12 protein-coding genes are annotated in these 13,617 nt (G+C 41.6%); 5 read left to right on the top strand and 7 right to left on the bottom strand.

Translation table 11 applies throughout. The features are described from left to right. Positions 1-175: 175 nt before the first annotated feature. Genes BGP15_RS10360 through rsmA form a run of 3 tightly spaced genes read right to left on the bottom strand, consistent with a single transcriptional unit; the run spans position 176 to position 3,131 of the window. Positions 176-1,108, bottom strand: coding sequence for an NAD(P)-dependent oxidoreductase (locus BGP15_RS10360; protein WP_286769456.1), 933 nt, complete (start codon positions 1,106-1,108; stop codon positions 176-178). A gap of 57 nt (positions 1,109-1,165) precedes the next feature. Next, on the bottom strand, positions 1,166-2,350 hold the full coding sequence (locus tag BGP15_RS10365) for an FAD-dependent monooxygenase (protein WP_286769457.1): 1,185 nt from the start codon (positions 2,348-2,350) through the stop codon (positions 1,166-1,168). A gap of 1 nt (position 2,351) precedes the next feature. Beyond that, positions 2,352-3,131 (bottom strand): 16S rRNA (adenine(1518)-N(6)/adenine(1519)-N(6))-dimethyltransferase RsmA, encoded by a 780-nt coding sequence (gene rsmA, locus BGP15_RS10370; RefSeq protein WP_046671619.1) that lies wholly within the window; start codon positions 3,129-3,131, stop codon positions 2,352-2,354. Positions 3,132-3,212: 81 nt separating this feature from the next. Between rsmA and pdxA the strand changes: the two genes are divergently transcribed. From pdxA to miaA, 4 genes are all read left to right on the top strand, one after another. After that, positions 3,213-4,268: a 4-hydroxythreonine-4-phosphate dehydrogenase PdxA gene (gene pdxA / locus BGP15_RS10375; protein ID WP_070560760.1), complete on the top strand. Its 1,056-nt coding sequence runs from the start codon at positions 3,213-3,215 to the stop codon at positions 4,266-4,268. Positions 4,269-4,438: 170 nt separating this feature from the next. After that, positions 4,439-5,872, top strand: coding sequence for a CCA tRNA nucleotidyltransferase (locus BGP15_RS10380; protein ID WP_112374904.1), 1,434 nt, complete (start codon positions 4,439-4,441; stop codon positions 5,870-5,872). Positions 5,873-5,917: 45 nt separating this feature from the next. Then, complete coding sequence (locus BGP15_RS10385; protein ID WP_112374903.1) at positions 5,918-6,511, top strand: IS1096 element passenger TnpR family protein; 594 nt, start codon at positions 5,918-5,920, stop codon at positions 6,509-6,511. 45 nt (positions 6,512-6,556) lie between these two features. Continuing rightward, positions 6,557-7,477 (top strand): tRNA (adenosine(37)-N6)-dimethylallyltransferase MiaA, encoded by a 921-nt coding sequence (gene miaA, locus BGP15_RS10390; RefSeq protein WP_286769458.1) that lies wholly within the window; start codon positions 6,557-6,559, stop codon positions 7,475-7,477. Between the two features lie 181 nt (positions 7,478-7,658). Here miaA and BGP15_RS10395 read toward each other — a convergent pair whose 3' ends face one another. Next, a complete protein-coding gene (locus BGP15_RS10395) occupies positions 7,659-8,729 on the bottom strand; it encodes a branched-chain amino acid aminotransferase (RefSeq protein ID WP_046672808.1) in 1,071 nt (356 codons plus the stop codon). A 325-nt stretch (positions 8,730-9,054) separates the two neighbouring features. On the opposite strand from BGP15_RS10395, the gene BGP15_RS10400 reads away from it, so the two are divergent. Beyond that, positions 9,055-9,213 (top strand): hypothetical protein, encoded by a 159-nt coding sequence (locus tag BGP15_RS10400; RefSeq protein WP_156167568.1) that lies wholly within the window; start codon positions 9,055-9,057, stop codon positions 9,211-9,213. Between the two features lie 191 nt (positions 9,214-9,404). Here BGP15_RS10400 and BGP15_RS10405 read toward each other — a convergent pair whose 3' ends face one another. From BGP15_RS10405 to recJ, 3 genes are all read right to left on the bottom strand, one after another. After that, positions 9,405-10,919, bottom strand: coding sequence for a GH3 auxin-responsive promoter family protein (locus BGP15_RS10405; RefSeq protein WP_286752640.1), 1,515 nt, complete (start codon positions 10,917-10,919; stop codon positions 9,405-9,407). 22 nt (positions 10,920-10,941) lie between these two features. Continuing rightward, complete coding sequence (gene lptB / locus BGP15_RS10410; protein WP_028072074.1) at positions 10,942-11,676, bottom strand: LPS export ABC transporter ATP-binding protein; 735 nt, start codon at positions 11,674-11,676, stop codon at positions 10,942-10,944. A 151-nt stretch (positions 11,677-11,827) separates the two neighbouring features. Beyond that, a complete protein-coding gene (gene recJ / locus BGP15_RS10415; protein WP_046672806.1) occupies positions 11,828-13,528 on the bottom strand; it encodes a single-stranded-DNA-specific exonuclease RecJ in 1,701 nt (566 codons plus the stop codon). Positions 13,529-13,617 lie beyond the last annotated feature (89 nt).

Below are 13,617 nucleotides of genomic sequence, written 5' to 3' on the forward strand. Positions count from 1 at the left end.
GACCTTTCAAGAGCAATGGCTTACTTTACTCTCCTGTACCTGTATGAATAGGGGATGCTTAATTGATTACTTGCTCGCTTGCTCGCATGATTGATTGATTGATTGATTGATTGATTGATTGATTGATTGATTGATTGATTGATTGAAGATTTTGGCAAATAACTCTTTGCCAAAATTAAGACGCCAAAAAGGCGATGATCTTATCTGCGGCGACTTCCGACAATTTATAATAACTTTCAAAGGTCCATCCGGCAACGTGCGGCGACAAGATTACATTGTCTCTACGGATAAGATCTGCATACCAGCTCTGTTCGGCGAGTTTTGGGAACTTTTCTACGGGCAACACATCAAATGCTGCTCCGATAATGGAACCGGAATCAAGGCCGTTAAGCACTGCTGGAACTTGTACAATACCGCCTCGGGCACCAAGTAAGAAGAAAATGGGTTTCTCAAATTTTGCCAGATAATCCACATCAATCATACCTCTTGTTTCATCCGTTAAGGGGATATGGAAACTTATCACATCGGCTTCTTTGCAGATCTTTTCCATGTCTGCTGCCGATGCATATTGATCCGTATAGTCGATTCGATATTTATCATAGGCAAGTACCTGTACATCAAAGCCGGATAATTTTTTTGCCATGGCCACACCATTGTGTCCATAGCCGATCAAACCTACAGTACGCCCCTTAAGTTCATATCCACGATTGGCCTCACGCAGCCACTGCCCAGATCGTATTTGTTGGTCACCACGATTCAAATTGTTCATTAGACTAAGCAACATACCGATCATATGTTCACCTACAGCATCCCGATTGCCTTCATTGGCCGGAATTAACAGCACGTCTCTTTGCGCAGCAATTGTATCGTCGATATTGTCCATCCCAGCACCAGCACGAGCGATAAAGCGGAGGTTTGGTGCCAAGTCAAAAAAAGCTTTATCTACCTGAAATTTGGAACGGATAACCATACCCGAGTAATTAGCGATGATTTTTTCAGTTTCTTCTCGGCTGATATCAGGTTGATAATTGTAGGCGATCCCCGCCTGTTCGAATTTCTCAAGCATGATTTCATGAATGTCGTCGACGATCAAAATAGTAGTTTTCATTCAATTTTTTTTATGTGGCACTGATCAGTGAATACCGTTGCTGTGTAGTACGATGATTTAGATCCCAGCGTCATGATTATGGTTGATCTGCATAAAATCTACAGACAGTAATTTATTTAACTGTTGTTGTTTCATGCGATTGGGCATTATTTTCATGCCAAAATTTCGCATTCCTATCAGGAAAGGATTTTCCCATTGCGCTATTTTTCCTATCCTCCAGGAAGTATTACAGATATAATTTACCCTATCCAATCGTCTTTTTTCGAATCGTTGGAAAGCCAAATTAACGGAAGCTGAGGTTTGGAGCTCATCCACGAGAACAGCAACATCTTCAATAGCCTGACAGGCTCCCTGGCCCAAGTTGGGCGTCGTCGCATGTCCAGCGTCACCCAATAACAAGATATTGCCAAAAGCGAGTTGTTGAAGTGGTGTGATGTCAATAATGTCATTTGCGATTAGTTCGCTATCTTTTGTCTCCGACAGGATCGTTGGAATAGGGGCATGATAATCTTTAAAATTTTCGAGGAGCTCCTTTGTTTTCCAGTTTTTTAAGACCGGATTCTGTGCTTCTGTATTGATGCAGGCGTACCAATAGATGCGGTTATTGACAAGTGGGGTCATTCCGAAGCGTCCTTTGCTGCCCCAGGTCTCCGTTCCTTTACTGAGCTGTATGCTGCTATTGTCAATGGTTGCCCGCCAACAGGTATAGCCTGAATAACGAGGGGCCGAGCCTGGTATGAGCTGTTGTCGTAATGCTGAGTGTACGCCATCAGCAATCGAAAGAGCCTGGCCGCGTACATGACTTCCGTCTGCGAAATAAACTTGAATATCTTCCCCCTCTCGCTCAAAGGAAATGGCGCGTTTGCCGAGATGAATTTGTTCAGTGGGGATTTTGGATAGGAGAAACTGATGCAGATCAGCCCGATGGATAGCGAAGTTGTCCTGTTGATATTTCTGGCTGATTGACCTAGTGTCTGGTTCAACAAGAATATTTCCTTTTTGATCCAAGACGTTGTAGGATGCAAGGTAGTGCCCTATCGGGACGATTTCATCCTTCAATCCGAGATGTTCCAAAGCTTGCATGGCGTTGGCCGCGAGCCCGAATCCAGCACCTATGCCTTTGAGTTCAATGGCGCTTTCATAGACATGTGCTTCAATACCTACTTTTGCAAGCCCTATTGCGGCACATAATCCAGCGATACCACCGCCAATAATCATAAATGTGCTGCCGGTCGGATGCATATTAGAGACTGTTTGCTATTTCGTTTGTTAAGCCGACAAAATCATCTACTGTTAGTCGTTCTGCGCGTAGTTCGTACAGTGGGTTGTCAGACATTTTATCTTTCGGAACAACACCCGAAAGTGAGTTTCGGAGGGTCTTACGACGTTGATTGAAACCTGCTTTAACAACGCGCCAAAATAATTTCTCATCACAATTCAATTGTTCCCTGTCGTTGCGTGTCATGCGAATCACGCCCGACAATACTTTTGGCGGCGGATTGAATGCTCCCGCCTTTACAGTAAACAGGTATTCTACTTTATAATACGCCTGTAAAAAGACACTCAAGATGCCATATTCTTTACTTCCTGCTTTGGCAGTACAGCGTTCAGCGACCTCTTTCTGGAACATCCCCGCCATTTGAACAACACGATGCCGCTCATCCAAAATTTTAAAGAGAATCTGAGAGGAGATGTTGTACGGAAAATTGCCAATAACGGCCATTTTCTCGCCAAAATACTGTGAAAAGTCAAGGTTCAGGAAATCACCGTGGATCAATCGCTTACCCAATTGGGGATATTTATCGTCCAAATAAGCAATGGATTCATCATCCACATCGATCAAATAAGTTTCATAATCTTCCTTCTGCAAGAGAAAATCTGAAAGTACCCCCATTCCCGGGCCAACTTCAAGCACCTGGCTAAAACCCAATTTAGGATCCAATGCTTCCACAATCTTTTGTGCAGCATTTTTATCGTTCAAGAAATGCTGTCCTAAATGTTTTTTTGCTCTTACTGTGCTCATAGTGCAAAAGTAAAAAATAAATAAGTGAAAAGTCATTCTAAGAAAAAAATCCCTATTTTTGAATCAAAGCATTTAAACAGAATGAGCGATAAATTAAAAATCGGAATTACCGTAGGCGATATTAACGGCATTGGACTTGAAGTCATCATTAAATCTTTGGTAGATCAGCGTATGTGCGATTTCTTTACGCCAGTGGTTTACGGAAATACAAAGGTGGCTTCTTTTCACCGTAAAGCGATCGGTGTAAATGATTTTAGTTTTAACGTGATCAATGATGCTGAGCAGGCGCATTCCAAAAGAGCAAATATGATCAATTGCTGGCAGGAAGACGTCAAGATTTCGTTGGGTGAAGAAAACGAGATCGGCGGTAAATATGCTTTCCTTTCGTTGGAGAAAGCTGTTGAAGACCTGAAAGCCGGCAAGATTGATGCTTTAGTGACTGCCCCAATTAATAAGCATAATATTCAACAGGAAGGATTTCAATTTCCCGGCCATACCGAATACTTGCAGGCCAAAGTAGAGGCTGATGATGTATTGATGTTTATGGTTTGTGATGAATTGCGTATTGGCGTGGTAACAGGTCATATTCCACTGCATGAGGTTGCGGCGAATATTACCGAAGAGGCTATTCTTAAAAAGCTAGCCCTCATGAATGACTCATTGAAGAAAGATTTTTGGATTGAAAAGCCTAAGATCGCAGTTTTGGGACTAAATCCACATGCTGGCGATCATGGGATTATTGGTACCGAAGATGATCAGATCATTAGACCTACCGTAGAAAAAGCAAACGAACAGGGGATCTTCTGCTTTGGTCCATATCCTGCCGATGGATTCTTCGCAAAAGGTGCTTATGAGAAATTCGATGCGGTACTCGCGATGTACCATGACCAGGGTTTAATCCCTTTTAAGCATATTGCCAAAGGTGCCGGTGTAAACTTTACAGCTGGTTTACCTATTGTACGTACTTCGCCAGATCACGGTACAGGCTATGATATTGCTGGAAAAAACTTAGCTTCTGAAAGCTCTTTTGTAGAGGCAATTTTCTCGGCTTTACATATTGTAAAACGCCGCCGTGAACAAGCCGAATTACTTAAAAATCCACTTGCTTTCCGTAAGTTATCCAAAGATAGAGACTAAATATTCCGTCTTACTTTTTTAGGGACAAGGATAAAGAGGGTTGATTTAATCTGTAAGCTCGCCGCTTATAGTGTCAGCGTCTTTGATCCTTGTTCAATTGTCTCTAATTCCAATACAAAAAAAATTGTTACTTTTGCAAACTGTTTGGTTTTTTACCTGCTGTTCTAACTATGTACGATAATTTACAACATCCAATATTTTCAATCATTAAGGAACTCGCCGAGACAACAAATACAGAATGTTATGTCATCGGGGGGTATGTTCGCGACTATATTATGAAGCGGCCTTTTAAGAATGATGTGGATATTGTTGTCGTCGGCAGCGGCATTGAATTTGCGACTTTACTGGGTGATAGGCTACATACTAAAGTTGCTGTCTACAAGAATTTTGGTACAGCCATGCTGGTTTATGAAGGACTCAATGTGGAGTTCGTCGGTGCCCGAAGGGAATCCTATCGTGCCAACTCGCGTAAGCCTATTGTGGAAGACGGTACCTTATCCGATGATCAAAATCGACGTGATTTTACGATCAACGCGATGGCGTTTTCATTGAATAAAGCAGATTATGGTGCTTTGGTGGATCCGTTTGACGGCGTGCAAGATCTTGAACAACGTATTATTCGAACGCCTCTAGATCCGATAGAAACGTTTTCTGATGATCCACTGCGTATGATGCGGGCTATCCGTTTTGCGACACAGCTAAATTTTAAAATCACGATTGATGCAATCAAAGCGATTAGCGATACCAAAGAGCGAATAAAGATTATCTCGAAAGAACGTATTATCGATGAAATCAATAAGATTATTCTCTCACCTAAACCGTCAGTAGGTTTTAAATATCTTTTTGATACCGGTCTCCTGGAATTGATATTTCCGGCCATGTATAATTTGCACGGGGTTGATGTCATTGATGGCAAAGGCCATAAAGATAATTTCTACCACACCTTGGAAGTGCTGGATAATGTATGTGAATTGTCTGATGACCTCTGGTTACGTTGGGCCGCGATTATGCATGATATTGCCAAACCGGCAACAAAACGTTTCGATAAAAAGCTCGGCTGGACCTTTCATGGGCACGAAGATCGTGGTGCCCGTATGGTACCAAAGCTTTTTGCCGAACTAAAGTTGCCGCTCCATGAGAAAATGAAATTTGTGCAAAAGCTGGTACAATTGCATCTTCGGCCAATTGTCTTGGCGCAGGATATCGTAACAGATTCTGCTGTACGTCGTCTGTTGTTTGAGGCTGGCGATGATATTGAAGCCCTGATGATGTTATGTCATGCGGATGTGACCACAAAAAATGAGTTTAAAAAGAAGAAATATCGTCAGAATTTTGAACTTGTCAAACAAAAATTGAAGGATGTCGAAGAGCGGGACAAGGTTCGGAACTGGCAGCCGCCGATCAGTGGCGAGGATATCATGATCCTATTTGGCTTGGCACCAGGGCGTACTGTAGGGTTGCTGAAAAATTTGATTCGCGAGGCTATTTTAGAGGGCGAGATTCCAAATTCCAGAGTAGAAGCATACCAATTTTTGGTGAAAAAAGCAGGGGAAATGAACCTGACGATCAAAGAAGAAATCCCATTGGAAATTTCCAATTCTTAAAATATAGTATTAATTTTAGAGGGTTAAAAGAAGAAAATAGCAGAGATGGCAATTTATAGATTTAGAGTTACTTTTGAGGATTATGAAGATGTATATCGTGAGATCGACATGCCTTCTAAAAGCACATTTATAGACCTACATGAGGAAATCCATAAATCAACAGGTTATGCTGCAGATGCATCTTCCTCGTTCTATGTGAGCAATGATCAGTGGAAAAAGGGAACAGAGATTGCATTCAAGCCTACACAACGTAAAAAAGATGCTGAGGTATTGTTGATGGAGAATATCCGTTTAAGTAAGTTTATCGATGATCCACATCAGAAATTTTACTACGTTTACAATTTTGATCGCCCTTATGATTTCCAGGTTGAATTGATCAAGATCTTGAAGGAAGAGGATGGAAAGGACTATCCGGCGTTGTTTAAATCTATTGGTCAGGTTCCCAAAACAATGACTGCTGCTAATTTTCCGGTCTCAGATGCTGTTGAAGAGGACGATTATGTGGAGGAAGACGATACGCAATATGGGGTCGATGATGAAGACGAACTGGATGGCTTCGACAGTGATGGTGACGATGAGGAAGAGGGCGAAGAAGGTGAAGAGCGTGAAGAATCCAGCGGCTACGAAGACGAATATTAATTAAGAAGACTTTACAGGTTCTTTCGGCCTGTGAAGTGCTATATTATGGCAAATAAGAAAACATTGATAGCCATTGTGGGGCCAACTGCTGTTGGTAAGACTACAATGGCTATTTCATTGGCACAATATTTTAAAACAGCGATCATTTCGGCTGATTCCCGTCAGTTCTATCGGGAAATGTCTATTGGTACGGCTAAACCAGATCCAGTGGAACTTGCTGCTGCTCCCCATTATTTCATTGATTCACACTCCATCACGCAGGATTATTCTTCAGGAGATTTTGAACGGGAGGCTTTACTGAAACTAGAAGAGTTATTTCAATTGCATGACGTCGTCATTATGGTAGGTGGATCAGGCTTGTTTGTACGGGCCCTATGCGAAGGATTGGATGATCTACCCAAGGCCGGAGATGAAGTGCGCGAGCGACTTAATCATGAACTTGCAGTATTAGGATTGGAGGCCTTAAAAGATCGATTGAAAAGTATTGACCCTGCATATTTTGAAACGGCGGACATCGATAATCCGCAACGTGTCGTACGGGCGCTTGAAGTTTTTGAGGCGACTGGTAAACCGATGTCATTTTACCATAAGAAAGATGTCGAAAAAAGACCTTTTGATATTCTTACCATTGGCTTGAATATGGATCGGGCAAAGTTGTATGAACGGATCAATTTACGTGTCGATCTGATGATAAAAAATGGCTTGCTGGACGAAGTGAAAGCTTTACTTCCTTTCAGAACGAAGCCTGCATTGCTCACTGTTGGCTATGCCGAGTTGTTTGATTATCTTGATGGCAAGCAGTCTTTGGCGGAAGCGACCGAAAAAATCAAACAAAATTCGCGACGTTATGCCAAGCGACAGATTACATGGTTTAAAAAATACGGTAATACACACTGGTTCCAACCCCAAGAAACTGCCGCTATCATTGATTTTATTCAAAAGGAGCTGAGGGGAGAACATTCCTAAGGATCTGATAGGAGAGAACTTGGGGTTATCCGCGCAGATTCAAATGAAGCATCGCAGATCCAAACCAAGCATATGGCCTGTGTTTCAAAGCATACCTATCGTACACCGGCAATTTAAATAGAAGAAATAAAAAAAGCCTTTGTTATTCATAACAAAGGCTTTTTTTATTTCTTCTTAGAAATTACTTCACTAAATAGTTCCATCCGAATGGATCTTCTACTTTACCATAACGCAAGTCGTTGAGGTAATTCAAAACACGATTTGAAAACTCGCGGCCCTCTACTGGTGGCAAGTGATAATCTTGTCCTTCAAAACCGATACGGCTGATATCCGTAATTGTGGCTGCAGTACCAGCTGCGAAAGCTTCCGTTACTGTACCGGCTTTAATACCGTCGATTAGTTCTTGAATAGATACCTTTCTCTGCTCGGCTTTATAACCCCATTTCTCCGCCAATTCCATAATTGTACGGCGTGTCACACCGTGTAAGATTGTATCACCATGTGGTGTGATAATCGTATCGCCAATGCGGAAAATAAGGTTTGCCGTACCTGCTTCTTCAATGTATTTATGTTCAGAAGCATCTGTCCACATAATTTGGTCATAACCTTCGTCATTGGCCAATTGTGTTGGGTAAAGCGATAAGGCGTAGTTACCTGCATTTTTAGAAAAACCAACACCACCCTCTGCTGCACGTGTATAGTAGGTCTCCACTTTTAAGCTGATTGCTTTGCTATAATATGCGCCTACAGGGCCAGTGATAATGATAAATTTGTATGACTTAGAAGGGTGTACACCTAATGCCGCTTCTGTTGCGAACATAAAAGGACGGATGTACAATGATGAACCTTCTTTTGCCGGGATCCAGTTACGGTCGATGTCCAATAGTTTGCTTAGACCATCCATAAAAATCTCCTCAGGCACCTCCGGCATTTGAAGACGTGCGGCAGATTTATTGAATCTTTCCCAGTTTCTGTCCGGACGGAAGATACTCACTGTTCCATCTGCAAATTTATAAGCTTTGATTCCTTCAAAGATCGCTTGACCATAATGTAAAGCGGACATCGAAGGACTAATACTGATATCTCCATAAGGGACGATGCTGACATCTTTCCATTCACCGTCATCATAGTTTGCGACCAGCATGTGGTCGGATAAAATCTTTCCGAATTTTAGATTGTCGAAATCTACTTGCGAGAGTCTTGAATTTTGAGTTGGCTCTACGCGAATTGAATAGTTCTCTGTCGCGTTCATCTTATTATTTAATTACTTAGGCTAAGTTAGGAAAAAAATGAAATATAAGTTGCACATATACCTGTATAATTTACCAGCCTGGCTATGCCTTTTATTTCGGACAGTTGTTCCCTATTTTACTACACTTTTTTTTGAAATGGAAGAATTTCACTTCATATCTCTCAGTTATCCTGTATTAATAATTAAATGTGTTAATTTTTTATTAATTAATACACTCTTTTCATATTATGGCATAAAGTTTGGCTGTAAAGAATGCGGTCCTTTAGATGGGCATTCTGGTCCGCAGTAACGCTATAAAATCACTTATCATAAAAATAAACTTAGTATGGAATTGACGCACAGTCTAAACAAAAGTAACGAAGTAGCAGCAGGCGATAATCGCTCCTTGTTACAGGGTGATGTTGAAGTTCAGAAGAAAGGTATTTCTATGAATTTTATTCTTGGTTTTTTTGTTTTTTTATATAAAACGGCAATTAAACCTTAACAAACCTCCATTATAGTCTAAGCTTTCTTGAGCTTATCAATTAGACGAACTCACAGCAGTTCTTTAAAACAACAAAATTCAGCAATACGAGATTAGCCAAAATAAGGTTTCCAAAAATTTTGGCTAATCTCCAGCCGGAGACCGTGCTATTATTCGGTCGCTGTGCCGTATTTTTAAGTTGATATGCCGTATTATTCGGCGAGTATTTTCAGGAGCGGCTCGAGATATTCGCGGCTGTTACTCAATCTTGGAACCTTATTTTGTCCACCTAGCTTACCTCTTGATTTCATCCATTTATAGAATGTATCTTCGGGCGCATTGTGTACAATAGGTGGTCGAAGTGCCATATTCTTAAAACGTTTGGCGTCATAATCCGAATTGATTTCACGGAGTTTAGCATCCAATATTTCACAAAAACGCTTAAAATCATTGGGTTGTTGCTCAAATTCGATCACCCATTCGTGTGCTCCGGCCTCGGCATCTTTAAAATAGACCGGTCCAGCGGTATAATCTCTGATTCGTGCCTGTGTCAATTTGCTCGCTTCGGCCAAGGCTTGTTCTGCGTTGTCAACAATAACCTCTTCGCCAAAGGTGTTAATATATTGTTTGGTTCGTCCGGAGATCTGAAAGCGATAGGGAGACAATGACGTAAACCTGATGGTATCTCCAATTTTATAACGCCACAAACCCGCATTGGTTGAAATGATCAATGCATAGTTTTTTCCGAGCTCCACCTGATCCAAACGTAAGGTTGACGGATTTTCTTCGTGCATTCGTTCAGTAGGTAAGAATTCGTAATAAATACCATAATCTAGCATGAGCAGAAGATCTTCCGAATCAGATTGATCCTGTAAGCCAAAATATCCTTCTGAGGCATTATAATTCTCGAGATAATACATGTTGTCCGAAGGGATCAATTTTTGGAATTGCTCGCGGTAAGGTTTGAAGCTCACTCCGCCATGTCCATAAAATTCTAGATTTGGCCATACCTCAAGCAAGTTGTCTTTGCCTGTAATCTCAAGAATACGCTTGGCCATAACAATATTCCATGTCGGTACGCCAGCTAAGCTCGTTACATTTTCTTTGAGTGTAATTTGGGCAATCTGCTCAATTTTCTCTTCAAAGTTTGGGTTTAAAGTAACCTCCATATTGGGCGTTCGCTTAAATTCGGCCCAGAAAGGAAGGTTACGGATGAGGATTGATGAAAGATCGCCGTAGTAGGAGTCCGGACTGAAATTGTTGATCTGTGAAGAACCACCAATAACAACTGATTTTCCCGTAAATACGCGATTTTCAGGTCTATTATGGCAGTATATTGTCAGCATATCTTTACCGCCCTGGAAGTGACATTCTTCGAGTGCTTCTTCACTAACGGGAATAAATTTGCTGCGATCAGATGTGGTACCTGAGGACTTGGCAAACCATTTGATATCAGAAGGCCACAGGATATTCTGTTCTCCTTTTATCATGCGATCAACGTAGCCCTTGATATCATCATAGTCCTGTATCGGGACGCGTTCTTTGAAGATCTCTGGGGTTAATATACTTGTATAATCGTATTTTTTTCCCCATTCCGTCGCTTCAGCAGTGGCAATTAAACTCTGAAACCATTCTTCTTGTACATCGTGTGGGTATTTCATGAAAAGTTCAATCTGGTGAATTCTTTTTTTCATGAACCAAGTAAAAATGGAGTTTAATAAGGCCATATGGGGAGGGATTCTTTAATCTTTAAAATTTTTTCCTTCTTAATTCAAAATGTCGACCGAGATAAAATTTACGGGCAAGCTCATTATCTGCAATTTCTTCAGGTGTACCCGTCAGCATAATCTTTCCTTCGGTCAGGAGATAGGCCCTGTCAGTAATAGATAGCGTTTCCTGTACGTTGTGGTCGGTAATTAAGATGCCGATGTTACGGGTTTTGAGCTTGGCTACGATCGTCTGAATTTCTTCTACGGCGATCGGGTCAACCCCTGCAAAAGGTTCATCCAGAAGAATAAAGGATGGATTAGCAGCTAATGCTCGCGCAATTTCGGTACGTCGACGCTCACCACCGGACAACAAATCACCTCTGTTTTTACGGACACGGTGTAAGCTGAATTCTGTGAGTAGTTCTTCCAATTTTGCCAAACGTTCTTCTTTATTCGGATAATGGATTTCTAATACTGCCAGGATGTTGTTTTCTACGGAGAGCTTCCGAAAAACCGATGCTTCCTGAGCGAGATAACCTATCCCACGTTGTGCGCGTTGATACATCGCATCCTGCGTAATCTCCTGATCGTCGAGAAATACTTTCCCTTCATTGGGCTTGATAAGACCAACAATCATATAGAATGAGGTCGTTTTTCCTGCCCCATTAGGGCCCAATAACCCGACAATCTCGCCTTGTTCCACATGGAAGGAAACATTGTTGACAACGGTACGCTGCTTATATTTTTTTATGAGATGTTCTGCCTTTAAAATCATCTTCGTGGAATGTCTTGTGTTGTATGTATCTGTTCAATAGGACTAATTAAAACCCTCACCATTCTTTCATGCCTGGTATCTAATCCAGTATGGGGGGATGCCCGACCAAATCTTGTGTAAATATATTTAATATCTTCTTACTAATGCAATACTAATACTTAATCCCTTTGATGTTGAGCTGTAAGTTTCTTTTGTTGCGCCACACATTCTCTTCAATGCTGTAGCAGATGTCGAAACTTTGCCCAGAATTGATGTGTGTGATATGTTCTGCCAGTCCAAAACCGATACAGTCAAATGAAGGAGAGTCTTCTTGAATAACCGTCATCTTGAGGTGATTGGTGCCCACAATAAAAGCTTGTCCTACTGCATTTACCTTTTTACTGAGGAAAATAGGGGATTCATTTTGGGGCCCGAAAGGTTCAAACTGCTGGAGAATACGGAAGAACTTAGCATCGATATCTTTCAATGCCAACTTTGCATCGATCAAAATTTCTTGGGTCAGCATTTCAGGACTGATACGTCGCGATACCACTTCCTCAAAACGATCCTGGAATAGCGTGACATTATCTAAGGACATCGTTAGTCCGGCAGCATATTTATGACCACCAAATTGCTCCAACAAGTCAGCGCATTCGCTTAAGGCTTCATACAAGTCAAAACCCAGTACCGAACGGCAGGAACCTGCAATATGACCATTTGTTTCGGTCAATATAATCGTCGGACGGTAATATTTTTCGGTCAGTCGGGAAGCGACAATACCAATGACACCTTTGTGCCAGTCGGCTTTATACAATACCGTGGATTTGCGGCTTTTAAGAAGAACATTATCCTCAATCAGTGCAAGCGCTTCTTCTGTTATTTTGAGATCAAAGTCTTTCCGTACATTGTTTTGATCGTCTATGCTAGAGCTGAAGTCTTTGGCTTCTTGCAGCGATTTGGAGATCAAAAGTTTGACGGCGTCCTTAGCATGGTCTATTCTGCCCGCTGCATTGATGCGGGGCCCGATCTGGAACACGATGTCATTCACTGTAAAGATCTTCGTTCGATTATTGGATAAATCAATCAGTGCCTTTAGTCCGACGCAGGGATTCGTATTGAGTTTAATGAGACCAAAGTGGCTTAGTATTCTATTTTCGCCGGTAATAGGAACAATGTCCGAAGCAATACTCACGGCCACAAGATCCAAAAACTGATAACAGGCATTGATATCCATGCCATTGGTGAGTATAAAAGCCTGAATAATCTTAAAGCCTATTCCACAACCTGAAAGTTCTTTGTAGGGGTATTCACAGTCTGCACGCTTGGGATCTAACACGGCGTAGGCTTTGGGAAGTTCCTCACCGGGAAGGTGGTGATCGCCAATGATAAAATCAATTCCTTTGCTATTTGCGTAATCTATTTTATCGATTGCCTTGATACCGCAGTCCAATGCAATAATTAAGCTGAAACCATTTGCTGCGGCATAGTCAATACCCTGTGTGGAGATTCCATAACCTTCGGCATAGCGGTCTGGAATATAAAACTCCAGCTGGCTATGAAATTCCCTGAAAAAACTATAAACAACGGCAACAGCTGTTGTACCGTCTACGTCATAGTCTCCATAGATGAGTATTTTTTCTTTGTTGCCAATGGCTTGGATGATCCGGGTGATGGCTTTTTCCATGTCCCGCATCAAAAATGGATCGTGCAAATCCGATAATTGAGGCCTAAAAAACTGCTTTGATTCGTCAAAAGTCTCCACTCCTCTACTCACGAGCAACTCTGCCAAGACAGTGTTGATGTTTAATTCCTCGCGCAGTTTGTTGGTTATTTTGACATCAGTTTTAGATTTTAGTACCCACCTTTTTTGCATATCTTTGCACAATATTTTAAGTGTAAATATACGTTTTAAGGCTGGACTTACCTAATTCCTAAACCCGGTATTGATCCGCTGTTGCTTAA

This window comes from Sphingobacterium sp. 40-24 (genome assembly GCF_001899705.1).
GTDB classification, from domain to species: domain Bacteria; phylum Bacteroidota; class Bacteroidia; order Sphingobacteriales; family Sphingobacteriaceae; genus Sphingobacterium; species Sphingobacterium multivorum.